This window comes from Acinetobacter sp. V89_4 (assembly GCF_029967875.1).
In the GTDB taxonomy this organism is placed as follows: domain Bacteria; phylum Pseudomonadota; class Gammaproteobacteria; order Pseudomonadales; family Moraxellaceae; genus Acinetobacter; species Acinetobacter oleivorans.
Genome location: NZ_JASCAI010000028.1, coordinates 206,164 through 223,039, shown reverse-complemented (window position 1 = coordinate 223,039; position 16,876 = coordinate 206,164). Strand labels below are relative to the sequence as shown.

At 37.9% G+C, this 16,876-nt stretch carries 15 protein-coding genes; 3 read left to right on the top strand and 12 right to left on the bottom strand.

Annotated elements, in window-relative coordinates; genetic code table 11:
* Positions 1-237 precede the first annotated feature (237 nt).
* A complete protein-coding gene (locus tag QLG01_RS12700) occupies positions 238-558 on the top strand; it encodes a pyrimidine/purine nucleoside phosphorylase (RefSeq protein WP_005046848.1) in 321 nt (106 codons plus the stop codon).
* A gap of 366 nt (positions 559-924) precedes the next feature.
* Positions 925-2,535 (top strand): bifunctional 3-(3-hydroxy-phenyl)propionate/3-hydroxycinnamic acid hydroxylase, encoded by a 1,611-nt coding sequence (locus tag QLG01_RS12695; protein WP_198308209.1) that lies wholly within the window; start codon positions 925-927, stop codon positions 2,533-2,535.
* Between the two features lie 36 nt (positions 2,536-2,571).
* Here the strand turns inward: QLG01_RS12695 and QLG01_RS12690 are convergent, their stop codons facing one another.
* From QLG01_RS12690 to hcaE, 9 genes are all read right to left on the bottom strand, one after another.
* Positions 2,572-3,465: a LysR substrate-binding domain-containing protein gene (locus tag QLG01_RS12690; protein WP_151988282.1), complete on the bottom strand. Its 894-nt coding sequence runs from the start codon at positions 3,463-3,465 to the stop codon at positions 2,572-2,574.
* A 1-nt stretch (position 3,466) separates the two neighbouring features.
* Complete coding sequence (locus QLG01_RS12685) at positions 3,467-4,657, bottom strand: MFS transporter (RefSeq protein WP_151988283.1); 1,191 nt, start codon at positions 4,655-4,657, stop codon at positions 3,467-3,469.
* A 169-nt stretch (positions 4,658-4,826) separates the two neighbouring features.
* The gene (gene mhpT, locus QLG01_RS12680) at positions 4,827-6,032 is read right to left on the bottom strand and encodes a 3-(3-hydroxy-phenyl)propionate transporter MhpT (RefSeq protein WP_045431596.1); all 1,206 of its coding nucleotides are present in this window, start codon (positions 6,030-6,032) and stop codon (positions 4,827-4,829) included.
* A gap of 408 nt (positions 6,033-6,440) precedes the next feature.
* Entirely contained in the window at positions 6,441-7,661 is a 1,221-nt protein-coding gene (gene hcaD, locus QLG01_RS12675) for a 3-phenylpropionate/cinnamic acid dioxygenase ferredoxin--NAD(+) reductase subunit (protein WP_282496582.1), read from the bottom strand.
* A gap of 11 nt (positions 7,662-7,672) precedes the next feature.
* Positions 7,673-8,629 (bottom strand): 3-carboxyethylcatechol 2,3-dioxygenase, encoded by a 957-nt coding sequence (locus QLG01_RS12670; protein ID WP_282496581.1) that lies wholly within the window; start codon positions 8,627-8,629, stop codon positions 7,673-7,675.
* A 62-nt stretch (positions 8,630-8,691) separates the two neighbouring features.
* A complete protein-coding gene (hcaB, locus tag QLG01_RS12665) occupies positions 8,692-9,507 on the bottom strand; it encodes a 3-phenylpropionate-dihydrodiol/cinnamic acid-dihydrodiol dehydrogenase (RefSeq protein WP_045431588.1) in 816 nt (271 codons plus the stop codon).
* Between the two features lie 2 nt (positions 9,508-9,509).
* Positions 9,510-9,836: a 3-phenylpropionate/cinnamic acid dioxygenase ferredoxin subunit gene (gene hcaC, locus QLG01_RS12660; RefSeq protein WP_005046830.1), complete on the bottom strand. Its 327-nt coding sequence runs from the start codon at positions 9,834-9,836 to the stop codon at positions 9,510-9,512.
* Positions 9,836-10,396 (bottom strand): 3-phenylpropionate/cinnamic acid dioxygenase subunit beta, encoded by a 561-nt coding sequence (gene hcaF, locus QLG01_RS12655; RefSeq protein ID WP_282496580.1) that lies wholly within the window; start codon positions 10,394-10,396, stop codon positions 9,836-9,838. The genes hcaC and hcaF overlap by 1 nt, the downstream gene beginning before the upstream one ends.
* On the bottom strand, positions 10,393-11,796 hold the full coding sequence (gene hcaE, locus QLG01_RS12650) for a 3-phenylpropionate/cinnamic acid dioxygenase subunit alpha (RefSeq protein ID WP_045431584.1): 1,404 nt from the start codon (positions 11,794-11,796) through the stop codon (positions 10,393-10,395). Before hcaE ends, hcaF begins: the two co-directional genes overlap by 4 nt.
* 264 nt (positions 11,797-12,060) lie before the next feature.
* Between hcaE and hcaR the strand changes: the two genes are divergently transcribed.
* On the top strand, positions 12,061-12,960 hold the full coding sequence (gene hcaR, locus QLG01_RS12645) for a DNA-binding transcriptional regulator HcaR (protein ID WP_151743713.1): 900 nt from the start codon (positions 12,061-12,063) through the stop codon (positions 12,958-12,960).
* A 116-nt stretch (positions 12,961-13,076) separates the two neighbouring features.
* Here the strand turns inward: hcaR and QLG01_RS12640 are convergent, their stop codons facing one another.
* The 3 genes from QLG01_RS12640 to dmpG all read right to left on the bottom strand — a co-directional run bounded on the left by QLG01_RS12640 (position 13,077) and on the right by dmpG (position 16,869).
* Positions 13,077-13,937 (bottom strand): alpha/beta fold hydrolase, encoded by an 861-nt coding sequence (locus tag QLG01_RS12640; RefSeq protein WP_005046825.1) that lies wholly within the window; start codon positions 13,935-13,937, stop codon positions 13,077-13,079.
* 185 nt (positions 13,938-14,122) lie between these two features.
* The gene (locus tag QLG01_RS12635) at positions 14,123-15,433 is read right to left on the bottom strand and encodes an OprD family outer membrane porin (RefSeq protein ID WP_282496579.1); all 1,311 of its coding nucleotides are present in this window, start codon (positions 15,431-15,433) and stop codon (positions 14,123-14,125) included.
* A 416-nt stretch (positions 15,434-15,849) separates the two neighbouring features.
* Positions 15,850-16,869, bottom strand: coding sequence for a 4-hydroxy-2-oxovalerate aldolase (gene dmpG / locus QLG01_RS12630; RefSeq protein ID WP_005305792.1), 1,020 nt, complete (start codon positions 16,867-16,869; stop codon positions 15,850-15,852).
* Positions 16,870-16,876: the final 7 nt, after the last annotated feature.

Here is a 16,876-nt window from a genome sequence, read left to right as displayed (position 1 = left end):
TATTTAGATTACCTTTTGCTCAAGACCCTAAAGGTATTTCATAGATTAGAAAGCCCTCACCTTGGGCTTTTTATTTTTGAATCATTTAATTGATATTTACTAATTTCTCGTTAGTGATCTACTTGAGAGAAAAGTTACTTTTATTGCTTACCTAAAATGTAATTTTATAGCTTGAAGATTCAGAGGAACTTTTATTATTATCTTAATAATATTTAGTACAATAAAGAGATACAAGAAATGCCAAATCAATTTGATTCTGTTTCTATAACAAAAAAAGCGAATGTCTACTATGAGGGGCATTCTATTAGTCATGTAATTGAACTAGCTGATGGAACAAAAAAGACTCTAGGAGTTATTCTTCCATCAGATAAGGCTTTAACATTTAAAACTCATGTGCCAGAGCGTATCGAAATTATTTCTGGGAAATGCACTGTTCAAATTGGCGATGAACCAGAAGCTACAATTTATTCTAGCGGTGAATCTTTTAATGTTCCTGAAAATAGTAAATTTAAAATTATGACAAATGAAGTGATTGATTATGTCTGCCATTTAGAGTGATTTGTGACAGAAATACTATTTTCCATCATGGCAACTTATTTGGCATTGTATAACTGTTACTCATTATAAAAGTTAATAATATTTGTATTTTTAGTAAGACAAAGCTTTGATAATAAAAGTTTTATTATTTTTACAATGAATAAATTTTTAGCTCTAAAAGCGACATCCTTCAATTATAATTTAAAACAATGATTGGATTTAAAAAAACTATTGCAAGATTATAAAAACTCCTTTAAATACAATATATTAAAAAAAATTAAATATACATCCTGCTTCTTAAAATTCACTTATTAAACTATTGATTAAATTCAACCTTCTTTCAAGTTTGATATTAATAAGAAAACTTGATAGTAAGGGATATTTACTGTGAATCAAACTCAACATCACACCACGGAAGTTGCAATTTTAGGGGCAGGACCTGTTGGATTAACAATTGCAAATTACTTAAGTAAGCAAGGTGTACAAGTTACTGTTATTGAACAATTAGATCAGCTTATTGATTATCCAAGAGCCATTGGTATTGACGATGAATCATTAAGAACAATCCAATCTTTAGGATTAATTAAACAAGTTTTACCGCATACCACCCCAAATCATGCAATGCGCTTTTTAACTCCTAAAGGACGTTGCTTTGCAGATATCCAACCCATGACTCGCGAATTTGGTTGGCCACGTCGTAATGCATTTATCCAACCTCAAGTTGACCGTGTTTTACTTGAAGGTTTAGCGTTATACCCTACAACACAGGTATTTTTTTCACGCCACTTAAATAGTTTTACTCAAGACAAAGAACATGTAACTTTAAACCTCACTACAAAAGACAAAAAACAAGAAATTATTCAAGCACAGTACCTTATTGCTTGTGACGGCGGAAATTCATTTGTACGTCGTAATCTCAATATTAATTTTGAAGGAAAAACAGCACCTAACCAATGGATTGTTATTGATCTTGCAAACGATCCATTAGCTACCCCTCATGTATATTTATGCTGTGATCCAGTTCGTCCTTACGTATCAGCAGCTTTACCACATGGCATCCGACGTTTTGAATTTATGGTAATGCCAGGAGAGACCCAAGAAGAACTTAGTAAACCTGAGAACATTAATCGTCTATTAGGAAAAGTTTTACCTCATACCGATAATATTGAAGTCATACGCCAACGTGTATATACACATAATGCACGTATTGCAGATCGTTTCCGCGTAGACCGTATTTTATTGGCAGGCGATGCTGCACATATTATGCCTGTGTGGCAGGGCCAAGGTTACAATAGTGGTATGCGTGATGCATTTAATCTTGCTTGGAAAATGGCTTTGGTCATTAAAAAAGTGGCAAGCCCTGAAATTCTTGATAGCTATCAACTAGAAAGGAAAGACCACGCACAAGCAATGATTAATTTATCCGTTCTAGCGGGTCATGTACTTGCTCCACCGAAAAAATGGCAAGGTGTTGTTCGTGATAGTATTTCTTATGCATTGAACTACATACAACCCATAAAACGCTATTTACTAGAAATGCGTTTCAAGCCAATGCCAAAATATAATGAGGGAATATTGGCACCATTTTCAGGAAAAAATACACCTGTTGGAAAGATGTTCATACAACCTCATGTCCAGTTTGGAAATAAAGACAAAATTTTATTAGATGATGTCATTGGAAATAACTTTGCCATTCTCGCTTGGGGAGTCAATCCAACTTGGGGCATCTCACCCAATATTATGAAAAAATGGATTAAATTAGGCATTAAATTTATTCAAGTCGTCCCTAACGTGCAATTAGATGCACCAAATCAAACTTCTAATGCAGATTTCATTACAATCGGTGATGCAGATAGTGAAATCCGCACTTGGTTTGGTCAAACAAATCAATCTATGGTGATATTACGACCTGACCGTTTTATAGCAGGTCTTGCTATTCCCCAAACGGTGAATAGTATAAGTGAAGAACTTTTTGAAAAAATGCATTTAATTAACTAAAGTTTTTTAAGCCATTCTTTTGAATGGCTTTTTATATTAATTAAAGTCCAGATAAAATTGTTTTTTAAGTACATCTAAAATCAAATCTATAGCTTTATTAACATGATCTTTTCGATAAGAAACATATAAACCTATCATCGGTAATGGTTCTATCGTCTTTTTAACTATAATTTTATCTCCTAATAGAGGAATCACATACTGTGGTACCAAGCTCCAACCAATTTCCATTCCGACTAAATTAACGTTAAGTAAGATATTAGTTGAGTGCTGTACAACAGTGACGTTAAGCTTAGTTTTTTTAAAGAAGTTATGAATAATTCGATAAAGTTCTGGCGATGACTCTTCATTGCAAATCACAAAATCATGTTGTTCAAAACTTTTTATACTAATGCGTTCCTGTTGAGCCTCTGGCGAATTTTTGGGAATAATTAAGGTAAGTGGCTCTTGAAATACCTGAATCGAAACCAGTTCATCTGAATCAGTTCCATAGCGAGTAAAAGCGATATCTATTTCGCCTTTTCTAAGCGCTACTAGTTGTTCATCATCCGTAAGGCTATGAAAATCAATTGTTAATTCTGGAAAATGCGCTCTTATATTGGGCATGATATAGGGGAAGATTTTCATTTCTGCCGCTGGAACAAAACCAATATTTAATTGTTCTTGTTCAACTTTGGCAGTTTGTTGAGCCAAACTAATTGCTTTCTCTGTATGTTCTAAAATGATTAGAGCTTCTTTAAAAAAGACTTCTCCTGCTTTGGTCAGTTCAACTTTTCGCTTACTTCGTATAAAAAGCTGAACCCCCACCTCTTCTTCTAAATCTTTAATCTGCTGACTAAGAGAAGGTTGCACCGTATGCATACGCATTGCTGCCTTAGTAAAATTCAGCTCTTCAGCAACCGCAACAAAGTAGCGTAAGTGACGTAATTCCATGTCATATCCTAATTATTGTCTTTCCATCTTTATTACATATCCAACGATATAAAAATGAAGTCATTATCGTAAGGAATGCACACAACTGGTAAGTTTTCTCATAGCCTATTTGGGCAATAATTAATCCTACCAAAACTGAACCAATGGCCATTCCGAAATCAAATAAAGTAAAAAAGGTTGAAACAGCATGCCCTATTCTCTTTTTCTCAACCGATTGTATTGCCATGGTTTGAAAAATAGGGAAAAGGGATCCGTATCCCATTCCTATGAGTACTGCCGCCAACCAATAGCCCCACTGTGTTTGCATCCAACTAACTAAAAATAAGCCTATTGAAAAAAGGATAAATGAAGGGTAAACCACGGAATTAGCCCCTCTTTTATCATAAGAATAACCTACCCAAGGGCGCACTATAATCATTGATATGGCAAATATAATAAAAAATATGCTGGTCGCCGCTAATAAGCCTTTTGTTTCACTATAGACACTAATAAAGCTCATAATGCTTGAATAAGACATTGCAGTAAATAAAGCAATAACGCCGATAGACATCACCCTTTTTTCAAAGATATCGTCAAATGTAATACTCCGCTTTGCAGAGACGACCTCCTTATCTTTTAAGGAAGAAACGGGAATAAGAAAACAAAAAATTAAACCTAAACAAACAATGAATGCTAAAAAGGCAAATAAATTATAAAAGCTTGTGTAACGTATCGTGGCTAATGCGATCATTGGCCCAAAAACAACAGCCAGATTCGTAGACATTACGAAATATCCCATACCCTCGCCCTTTCTATGCTCAGGTATAAAATCATTCACTATAGGCACTATTACTGTCGTCAAAATGCTAAACCAGATCCCATGCACACAACGAATAAGCAATAAAAGCCATAACTGATTTGCCCATAAATAACTTAATGCCAGAAGTGCAAATAATAATGCCGAACCTCGTAAGGCATATTTTTTACCTAACCGATCAATAATTAAGCCAGAAAAAGGACGAGTGATAATAGATGAAACCAAAAATAAGGTTAACGCCAAACCAGCCTGACTGATTGAACCGGATAATTCTTTTAAAATATAAAGTGGCAATATTGTGAGTAATGCATAGTAATAAATGAATAAAAAAAGATTGTTCAATACACACAGAATAAATGAACGATTCCAAAGCTTTTCCTTGGTAACTGAATACATTTTTCTTACTCAATATAGATGATTAGTAAAACCGTAATTCGACTCATATGCTCGATATAGTTATGAACTTACTAAAACATTCGGATGATCAAATTTGAAATTTCACTCAAATAATGCCAAATATGAAAAAAGCTCCTAAATATGAGCTTTTTTCATTGTGGTATTCAGATTATTGGGCCTGATGTAATTTGCGAATCACTAAAAGCATCAGTAATGCTGAAATGATAATTCCAGGGATGGCAGCAGAAATTACGCCTGTAGCACCGCTTCCCATCGCGAGTAATTGTCCAGCAATCGCAGGTCCTAACATTGCACCAATACGCCCAACCGCTGCGGCACTGCCTACACCCGTTGCCCGAATCTCAGTTGGATATACAATGCTACCGAATGCATATAAAACGCCTTGCCCACCAATTGTAAATGTTCCCATTAATGCTGCGGCTGCATACATCGCAGTAAGACTACCGGCTCCATTTAAACTAAATAAACCAGCTAAAATACCTATGTACATCAATATAATGACATAAGCTTTATTCCAGCGATCAATCAAAATACCCAAAACAACCGTGCCTAGTGCAGCGCCCATTTGGAAAAAGACTTGAGCTAAACTACCCTGTTGACGAGAGAATCCTAACTCCATAAAGAGAGATGGCAACCAACTCAACATGATGTATACAACCATCAAGGTAAAAAAATAGCTTGCCCAAAGTAATAGAGTCTGCCCTGCATAGTTATTTTGAAATAGATTTTTAAAAGAGCTTTCTATGCGTGTAATAGATTTATCCTGAAATCTAGTTTGTAAAAACTCCCGTGACTCTGGTAAAAATTTGATCATAAGTGGAAGTACAAGAAGAGGAACGATTCCACCAACGTAAAAAATTGTTTGCCAATGTCCACTTACATCGTAGGCTGCCAATAATGACACCAATATGGCTCCTATTGGCATACCACAATACATCAAACCGACAGCACGCCCACGATTTTCGCTAGAAACAGCTTCCGAAACTAGAGCAATTAAATTTGGCATTGCAGCCCCTAATCCAGCTCCTGCTAAAAAACGTACCAACAGCAACATATAGAAACTATTTACCCAAACGGTGCAAAGGGTAAATACTGCAAAAATAGCGACAGCCCCGATTAACACCATCTTACGGCCAATGCGGTCTGCATAACGTCCACCAATTAATGCACCGGGTAATAACCCCAATATTCCGACACTAAAAAAAATACCGAGTTGAGAGCTATCTAGACCAAAAGATTCTCGAATACCTACAGCAGCGATACCCGCTGCTTGAATATCAATCCCTTCAATCACAGCAATTAAAAAACAAATGACGATCGTAATAATAGAGTGCTTATTTCCTGCACGGTCCATAGAAAAATCCTTTTCTACTAGTTTAAAAAATCATTCACCATCATTTCTTAACTGCTTTTATTTCTAAATTATCCTTAAGTTCTATAGTTTCATAAAAAAATAAAAAAACATTTACTACATTTCACTTAAATACTTTAGTCTTATAGGAATAACCTATAATAAAATTAAAATAAACATACATTTCAATTATTTAAATTACAAAAATAAAATTTAAAATCTAAAAAACATATTAATCACTCAACAAAAATAAAATCTATTAATAGCTAAAAATTATAATGAAGTTCAAATTAAGTATTAATAATATCCACTCATGGAAAATATTTATAATTAACCATAAAAAAAACCGCCATATAATCATGACGGTTTTTATTTTCAATATTAAATAAGCTTTTAGTATAACAATCCTAATTAAATTAATTTTCGTAATTCAATAGACACATCTAGCAACTTTTCTTTATCAAAGGCGCTAGAACTAGAAACCAATTTTTTTAAATGCCTAACATCACGCGCCTGATTGACTGCAATACCTGCTACAACGATACCTTGGTCTAACCCAAATAAGGTGAATCCAACTTTTTTGTCTTCTTGCAGATTCATATTGCCTCGTATATGCCATTCTTTTGCAGACATATCGCCAACGAATTGAAAATTAATATCATATTGATCTGTCCAGAACCATGATGGATTAGCTTTAGGTTGCGCTAATCCCATGACATGACGAGCAAAAGTGCCTGCTTGATTATTGGCATTTTCCCAAGTTTCAATACGGACATAATTACCATCTGCACGCAACTGAGTTGCTACATCACCAGCAGCATAAATATCTGGATTCGAAGTTTGGCAGTTTTCATTCACTTTAATGGCAAAATCGACGTCTAAACCAGCATCTATGGCCAATTGAGCATTCGGTACAATCCCAATGCCATAAACAACAGCGTCGGCAATCAGCTCTTCACCACTTTCCAATAGTACGACTATTTCTTCCCCACGTAAGGTGACATTCGCAATTTGCACATTTAAGTGAATATCTACCCCTCGGTTGCGGTGTTCATCAAGTAAAAATTGGCTAATAATTGCTGGTGAACGCCCCATAATCATTGGACTTTGTTCAATTAAGGTCACCTGACAATCTTTAAAACGAGCACTTGATGCTAATTCAAGACCAATAACCCCACCGCCTACAAGCAAAATGCGCTTCCCTGCTTGAAAGACTGGAACCAAGGCTTGTGAATCCTCCAAATTTCGCAGGGTATAAACATTTTTACCGACTGCATCTAAAATTGGAAGACGACGAGGAGCCCCTCCTGTCGCGAGTAATAACTTGTCATAGTGAATACTTTCACCATTTTTCAAAATCACTTGATATTGTTCAGGCTCAATGCGTACAACCGCATTGCCTTGAATGGCTTCGACACCTAAATCTTTCAATTTTTGTTGTGACAGAATTTCAATTTTGGTCTGTTCAGGCCTTAAAATCATATCTTTAGATAAAGGAGGACGCTCATAAGGCAGATGTGATTCATCTCCAATCAAAATGATTTTACCGTCGTATTTGTTATTACGTAGTTCCAGAATAGCACTTGCACCTGCCTGTCCAGCACCGATGATGACAATAGTTTGAGTATTCATCGTTTTATCCTTTATTTCAGCTCGGCAGATACAATGCCAAAACCAGCAATCCATTCACTGATAGGTTCATAGCAATGTAAGGTCATCTCATAATCGCCAACAGCTTCTAATGCCGCAAAAGCAGCCATCCATGTACGAACTTCTTGCCCACCACGTCCACCTTCACGGCGAATTTCATCTTCAGTCATATTTTCAAGCGCAGCAAAGTCTGCATTTTTGAATTTTTCCAATAACTGTTCGTCCCACTCTGGATTAAGTGGAACAGATACGCTCTTGTCACCTGCTGCCAAACGCTGTCCCACTGAAATGATTTTGGCCTGACGTGTATTACGAGCTTCAACAGTTGGGTTACGCCCAGCGATTAGAAACTCTTCAACTTCTGGAGGTGCAGAGCCCATTTGAGGGGTTGGTGGATCGTGTGAAAGTCCACCTGTACCCAATATCAATATACGTTCATTTTCTAAATTAATTGAGTTGATGAAAGCCCCAACCGCTCGTCCTAAAGCAATCGTTCGTTTTGTCGTAGGCATTGGCGCAGCAGCACCATTAATAAATATTGGAATGGTTGGGTAACGATTAAGTTGACCATCACATAAAAAATGCAGCGGTTGGGTTACGCCATGATCCGCTTGCATACGATATGAATATGCAACATCCACACCTTCATCAAGTACACGTCGAATTAAACCCAATGCTGTGTTTTCTGGCACATTGAGCTCACCTGGACCATAATTCCAATCACCTGCCGCCGTCGCACGTACACCCACGCAGAAACTCGGCATCAGGTCATAAAAGAAGCCGTTAAAATGATCTGGCCCAAAAGCAATAATTAAAGTTGGGTCGTATGCTTTGACCTCGGCTGCCAGTTTTTCAAAAGTATGACGCACCTTTTGTTCTTGTTGTTTTTCTGCTGGAGACGCAAATTCCATTAGCGGGCTATGAGAAGCACAAATAAGTTTAACAGTCATGATTAGCTCCGAAATAAGACAGTTTTTAGCTGTCTTATTAGTCCATTAATATCGGATTAAAATTAAGCATCAAAAAAACCAGCGTTCGCTTGGCGTAAGCCACGAATACCCAAACCACAGTCAGCATTTATAAAAACGCCAGATAATGGTCGGTTATTTTGACGAGATGCGAGCAATACATAAGAACCAGTCATGTCTTCTGGTTCTGGTAAGAATCTCAATGGCATACCTTGCCCAATTTTTTGTGGATCGCGGGCATCAAGTAATCCTAGATTTTCCTGGCCAAGGGATGCGGCACCTTTCACATTGACATTCATGCCAGATGGAGCAACTGCATTCACACGCACTTTCGGTGCCAGCTCATAGGCCAGTTCACGCACTAAACCTACACCAGCATGTTTTGATGCGGTATAAATTGGACCACCACCAGATGAATAAAACGCTGAGTTAGATAAGGTAAAAATCATCGAGCCTTCAGTTTTGAGTAACTCATCTAAAGCTGCTTTTGCACCAAGCAAATAGCCTTTCGTGTTAATACTCATGATTTCATCAAAGGCTTTATCTAACTGTTCGCCACTCATGTTAACGATGTCGGCATAATGATCCCAAATACCAGCGTTACCAATAAAACAGTCCAGCTTTCCAAAACGTTCTACTGTAGCCTGCACAGCGCGAACGTTATCCTGAAAATTAGCCACATCTCCATTAATCGCCACAATTTTGTCACCATAGCGTGCAATCAATTCATCTACTTTTGACTGTGAACGTTGCAATACACCAACATGTGCACCCTCTTGTAAAAAGCGCTCAACCAACGCAAGCCCGAGGCCTGAGCCACCACCCGTAATCAGCGCAACTTCACCCTCTAACCATCCCATCATTACGCTCCTGCCATTTCGACATAGAGTGCACCATCTTCAATCACGACAGAGAATGTCTGAATCGGATCAGTCGCTGGTACACATTGTGGTACGCCAGTTTTCAAACAAAAACGTGATGCATGAAGTGGACATTCAACCGTGCCATCATCTTCTAGGTAGCCTTCTGACATAGAAGCATTACCATGACTGCATTTATCATTCATAGCAAAAAACTCACCATTGAAATTGAATACTGCAAGTGCAGCAATATCACCTACATTACAATCTACTTTCAGCGCTTCGCCTTCATCCAACTCATCAATCTGACAAACGAAAATCTTATTCATTAGAAAAACACCGTAATATTGTGAGAAATCAAAGTTGCTTGATCGAGGGTGATATCGCGTTTAGCAATTTTCCAACCTAAACTACTGCTATCATCTTTTCGAATCAGATCAACTCGTTTACCAACATAGGTCAATACGTCTTTTTCTTTTTGCGAGCGATAAAGCAAATAATTACTAAAAACTTGATATTCATTTGCTTGCGCAGTTGCTTCGACCCGAATATTAGTAATCAAGTGACGAGTACGTGATGGCGGTTCTTCGGACCACGACATCCCTGTTTCTAATTTTGCTACGCGACGCTCTAGTACAAATTTGTCGTCGTGATAAATCCATGTTGATGGTGGGGCAATACATTTACGACGATCACGTGTTTGCGCATTTGTCGTCGTTTTGAGCATATATAAAATGTCTTCGCTTAAGATGTCCAACCAATCACGGAATTTCCAGTCATCTAACAATTGTGCTTCTGCATATAGAAACTGACTAATGTCGTGGTGAAGTTCCAATCCAATAGAACGCCATATTGGCTGTGGTTTTAATGAGTCAATGATCTGGTTCATTTCACAAGCTCCTTCTCATCCTTTTTAGCCGCTTTTTTCAAAAGCTCTTGCTCATAAGCCTCATCTGCCCGTTGTACGTCTTCCCATTTTTCATGCATCAACAGGTTTGCCCAATGACGATACATGCCACGTGCAGCAGTTTCAGAGAAAACATGGTTAGTAATACCGGGGATACCATCTTCACGGTATTTTTCATTGCCAAGACCCATTTCCATAATGAGTTTGCTTTTTCGCGCTTTATAACCACGTAACACTTTCTGGATCTCAATCCAGTTTTCACCATCGTCTGCTTCAGCAAAACCAGCTGGGCCAAATGCTCGGCAAGCATTCAACTCCATCGCTTCTTTGATGTGCTGCGGCGCTGCTTTGTCCGTGATACAGAAAGCCCAAACTTCGGTTTTATCTGGTCCACGTGGATGCCAGATGCGCATCGTCGTCATACCATTCAGCCAAGACAAAGTTGGGAACATGGTGTTATGTCCAGCCAAGCGTAAAGCACGAGTGTCACCCAAACGCTCTTTGGTTTCTTCATAGGTTTCGCGGAAGTAATCTGCTACTTGACCATCTACCCAGAAATTAGCATCTGGTTTTTCCGTAAGGAAGAAACCTGAACCATGACCACGTTGACCATATTGCACACAGCTTTCTGCTGTTTCCCAAACTGGACGTGCCGTTTGTGCTGTTCCTAATGCTTTGGAAGCATCATCATTTGGTTTACCACCTAAAACTTGTACTGCAGAGGCATGCGAGTACGGCGCGTGGTATTGATCAGAAGCAAACTGTTCTGCTGCAAATTTCCAGTTGCAGTTAATCTCCCATTTATGAATGCCACCAATGACTTCCGAACCACCTTCACGGCGGTCAATCATTGCATCGAGATACCAAGCAATATCACCCATATAGTCGAGTAATTCGGGTGTGTCATCTGCCCAACAACCAAAGACCAAACCTTTATAGCTTGCAACACGAGGAACCTCTTGCAATCCCCATTGCTCTTTACAAGCCCCATGTGGAAAAGCGATACCTTCCAATGGAATATCTTTAAGAGAACCGTCAATCCCATAGGACCAGCCATGATATGGGCAGGTAAACGCACGCGTATTACCACAGTCAGCATAGCTAACCCGCATAGAACGGTGACGACATTGATTTAATAATGCTTTAATAGAACCGTCTTTTTGACGTGTAACAATAATTGGGTCCTCACCCATATACGTATTGAAAAAGTCGCCTGATTTTGGAATCTGGCTTTCGTGACAAAGAAATAACCAACAACGTCCAAAAACACGCTCTAACTCTAGTTCGTATAATTGTGGATCTGTATAGATAGTTGGCGAGATACGTCCATTTTGTGCATCGACTAAAGCATCGATTTCACACACTTCAATTTTTCCATTCATGAGAAGCACTCCTGCTGCCGCCAAAAACGCACAACATAAAATTCAATTTGAATGGATAATGATTTTTTAACTGTTTTAAGTGAAATATTTTATTTGTTTCAAATTAGACTTTTTATGAATTATTCATTATAGATTTTAAATATTAAAATTAAGTTCGACTGATACTGATCAGTGGTTTTATAAACGGATTTATGGTTTTCAAGCATTTAGCATATTTTATTAACTATCCAACGTTAATAATAGGATTTTGGGATCACAACTGATATGGAATTACGTCATTTACGCTACTTTGTAATGGTGGCTGAAGAACTCAACTTTAGTAAAGCTGCACTTCGCCTCTACACAGCTCAACCATCATTAAGTCAACAAATTAAAGACCTTGAGGATGAGGTTGGCGTTACATTACTACATCGCACTAAACGTAAAGTTGAACTCACTGAAGAAGGTAGTGTATTTCTTGAACAAGCCCGTCTGACTTTAGCTCAGGCGGACAAAGCAATTGCAATGGCTCGTCAAGTTTCAAAATTTAAAAAACAACAACTGACCATTGGTTTTGTTCCAGTAGTAGAAATGAAAGTTTTCCCGTGTGTTCTTCCCAGTTTACGCATACAAAATCCAAACTTAAAAATTGAATTACGGAGCATGAATAATACCGAACAAATGGAAGCCTTAAAGAAAGGTGAAATTGACATTGCCTTTATGAGAGATAACTTAAATAATGATGAAATTCAGAGTCAGTTTGTATTACGTGAACCTCTAATGCTATTGCTTCCTCGAGATCACCCACTTGCTCAGTATGAGCGTATTCCAGTGAAGCTTTTAAATAATATTGATTTTATTATCCCATCGTCAGAACAGTCGTCGATTTTACATAATACAATTCTTAATTTTGCTGAACTTCATAAAATTAAATTTAATATTGTGCAAACTGCTCATAATATTTTATTTAACATTAATTCAATAGGGATGGGATTAGGTTGCGGGATCTTGCCTAGCTATATAGAGCCGCTCACTTTAAATAATATTGTCACTAGACCTGTTGATGTCGATCTACCTTTTTTAGATTTATTTGTAAGCTATCGCAAAGACGCAGAATCTTCTGGGGTTAAAGAATTTATGGATTTATTAAGTAAAGTTTTTTACTTAAATATTAACCAGATCTAACTTATCTTATTTAATACAAAAGTCTAAGATAAAATGACAAGGCTCAGCAAAAAACCAAATTTTTTAATTTAAATACAGGAAGAATAATAATTTATCCTTCCTGTATTTTTTACATTTTATTTAACATCATGTACTGCTAAATATTGTTTAATAATCTGGTTAAATTCTTGTGCTCTTTCAACTTGTGACCAATGACCACATTGACTAAAAATATGAGCATCAGCATAAGGTACAATATTCAAAATATCCCATGTACGAGATACAGGAATAACTACATCTTGCACCCCATGAATGAGTAGTACAGGAACTTGAATCTCTTTCATCTTTTCAAAATCAAGTGGGAATTCAAAGCGGTCACGGTCTCGTGCACCAACAACATCCATCAATCGATCTGATGCGTAGTCATTTTTTGCTGAGTCAAAACGAACTTTAACCAATTCATCTGTGACTAAAGACTTATCGACCACAAACATTTCTAAAGTTTTACGGATACCAGCTTCTGTCAATTCAGGATTAGCATGTGCTTTAAGTGCTGCCGTCTGCTTAGCACCACCCGTTCCCATTGATACAATACCTAGTACACGCTCTGGGTAATCCAATATAAACTGGAATGCTAACCAACCACCTAAAGAATTACCTACTAACCAGGTTTTTTCAATTCCTAAAGCATCTAATACACGGACTGCATGATCTACCCATGCACGGATACCGTAAGCTGTGCCTTCTGCAACAACAGTTTGTCCATAACCAATCGAATCAATAGCAATACAGCGTGCCTGCTCAGCAATTTGTGGTAAGTTCAACCACCAGTTTGCTGCTGCTGAAACACCAGTACCCGAACCATGTAAAAATAAAATTGGAGTACCTTCTCCAAGCTCATGATAATGAGTAAGCTCGCCTGCTGCTGTTTCAATCCATTTGTCTTCCAAACCAAAAAATGGATCTGTTTTATATTCGGGGATTTGTACTGTGCCCATGTCATTCCTCTTACAATTTATACAGCTCAACTCAAGATTAAGCTGCTTTTAGTAGGCCAAATTTTAAATGTTTTACTCACCCATCTTACCTGTTCACAGCGCCTAAACTGATACTTGTTTACGATGAGGTGATACAAAAAAAATATTAATAACCATTTGTTATTTAAATAAATATTTAAAAGTATTTAAAATTTATAGGTGTATGTCGTTGCAATACGATGTTCCTGCAAATCGCTTGCTTGGCCTGCAATATTGTCGAAGTTCACATCGATATACATCCACTGAAAACCCAAGCCTTTTAACTTCCCTTCTGGCACTACGTAATTCAGAATAAAATTGAATTCATCTTCTTTGCCTTTGTCTGTTAATGCACTTGATTCATAAGCTGAATCAATGCCCCAACCATGCCAATATTTTGCAGTGGTTTTTAAACCTTTAATGCCAAGATCACTAAAATCATAGCTATAAGCTACACCCACCGATTTCTCATCTTTACGGATAAAGCTCGCAACTGACCAGTTATCCAAATAAGGCTGAGGTACCCAACCTGCGAGGGATGGGAAATATGGTGCACCAGTTGCTGCACTCGGGTTACTACCATGGTCACCAAACATTTGCTGATAAGATAAACCTACGCTGTGTGAGCCATAAGTTAAGGTTGAGCCTATAGACAAGGCCTGATTATCAATATCACCATACAAGGCATCTCCCGACTCTGCATTGTCGAAAAAACGTATGTGTGAATCGACTTTTAACTTGTCATAATTGTTTTTATAGTTCACACCCAAGTAATTTTGACGATAGATATTCGTCACATCGCCATAAAAGTAACTTGCAGACCAGTTTTTATTTAATTGGTAATCTATGCCCGCAACATACATCCCATCAGTTTTACCATCATTATTTAATGCTTTAGGCCATAGACCAAAATCCATTGGCTGATTTTCATAACGGGCATTGATACTATCCAAATAACCTAACGTTAATTTGGTGTTTTTAAGATCTTTTGACTCCAGCCATACCCCATTATAAGTGGTCAATAATTGACGTGATGGATCAAAATGAATGACTGGTGTTACAGGTAAAATTTCACCAATTCGTAATTCAGTTTGGCTGATTTTCGCTTTAAGAGTTGCTCCTATTTTTCCAAACTGGCGCTCTTGTTTTCCTGTGCCTGTACCAGAAATCCCACTGTACGGCAGAACCCAATCGGCATTACGGTCACGGCCATCCAGACGCACAGCGTACTGTGCTAACACATCAACACCGAGTTGTAACGCCCCAAACTGTGCATAACCCGATTTTGCATCCAATGTCACAGCTTGCGACCAACTCCCCCAGTTTTTTGCAGGGGTGTCATCATACTGACGATCTAAATAGAAGTTTTTAAATTTAAGCTGAACCTGACTATCTTCAACAAAACCAGCATGTGTGCCAGTAGCCCCTATTGTTGCTATTGCGCAAGCCATTGCGATCCATAACGTTTGACGACGCATTGCGTACTTCCTTTCAATCAATCCATGAAACCAAGCCCTATCATGCTCAACTCTATTTTTATGAAAAATTCGACTAGAGTATTAAGATATTTTTCTTTTTAAACTCAATGCTTTAAAAAAAGGTTACTTTTCCAGTAATGAGGATTTTTAACAGATCACTAAAAACGATTAATCATCTACTGAAAACCAGAATAAACATTTGTTATATATATTTTTTTTATTAAAATATCTTTATTTAAATTTGCTATTTTTAATTTTCTAATCGTTTTTTTATTTAAATAGAAGCTCATCCAATCAAAAATGATGTCCATCCATTTATAGAAAATAACGCTTATACCCAAGTTATTTCATCTAGATCAAATCAGTAGATGAAAAAAAGCACTCTCGTGGAGTGCTCTTTTTCATTTGTAAAAAACTTATGCGCTCATTACTTTCGCTTTTGACATGGTCAAGGCAAGATCTTCAATCATATCCTCCTGCCCCCCAACCGTACCACGGCGACCAAGCTCTAATAAAATTTCACGTGCAGAGACACCATATTTAGCTTCAGCACGTTTTGCAAACAACAAGAAAGAAGAATATACACCTGCATAACCTAACGTTGCTGCATCACGATCGGCACGAATTGGATTTAGCATCATTGGAATCACAAGATCTTCTGCAATATCCTGTACTTTAAACAAGTCTACGCCTGTTTCTATTTGCATACGATTTGCAACTGCAATAAATAACTCAAGTGGTGTATTGCCTGCTCCAGCTCCTAGACCAGCTGCCGCCAAGTCGACCCGAATTGCGCCAGCGTCAACCGCAGCAACAGTATTGGCAACGCCCATACCCAAGTTATGGTGACCATGGAAACCTAACTCAATACTGCTATCAAGTTCTTGGCGAAGTAACCCAACCCGATCGGTAACATCTTGTGGCAACATGTACCCAGCAGAGTCAGTGACATAAATACAGTTAGCACCGTAAGACACCATTTTTTTTGCTTCTTCTAGCAAATGTTGTGGCGATGCCATATGTGCCAACATTAGAAAGCCTACTGTGTCCATTCCCAATTTTCGTGCAGCAGTAATATGCTGTTCAGACACGTCTGCTTCTGTACAGTGTGTTGCAACACGAATGGTTGAAACACCAATCTCATGTGCCATTTTTAAATGGTCAACTGTTCCAATGCCAGGCAATAACAACGCTGACACCTTGGCATTTTTCATGCGTGGCACAACAGCAGATAAATATTCTTCATCTGTTGCAGCAGCGAAACCGTAGTTAACGGAACTCCCCCCTAAGCCATCACCATGAGTCACTTCAATTAATGGCACACCCGCTTCGTCTAACGCGGTTGAAATGGCAATCATTTGCTCAACTGTAGTTTGATGACGTTGTGGATGCATACCATCACGTAAAGTCATATCATGCACAATAATCTTAGACATACGGTTT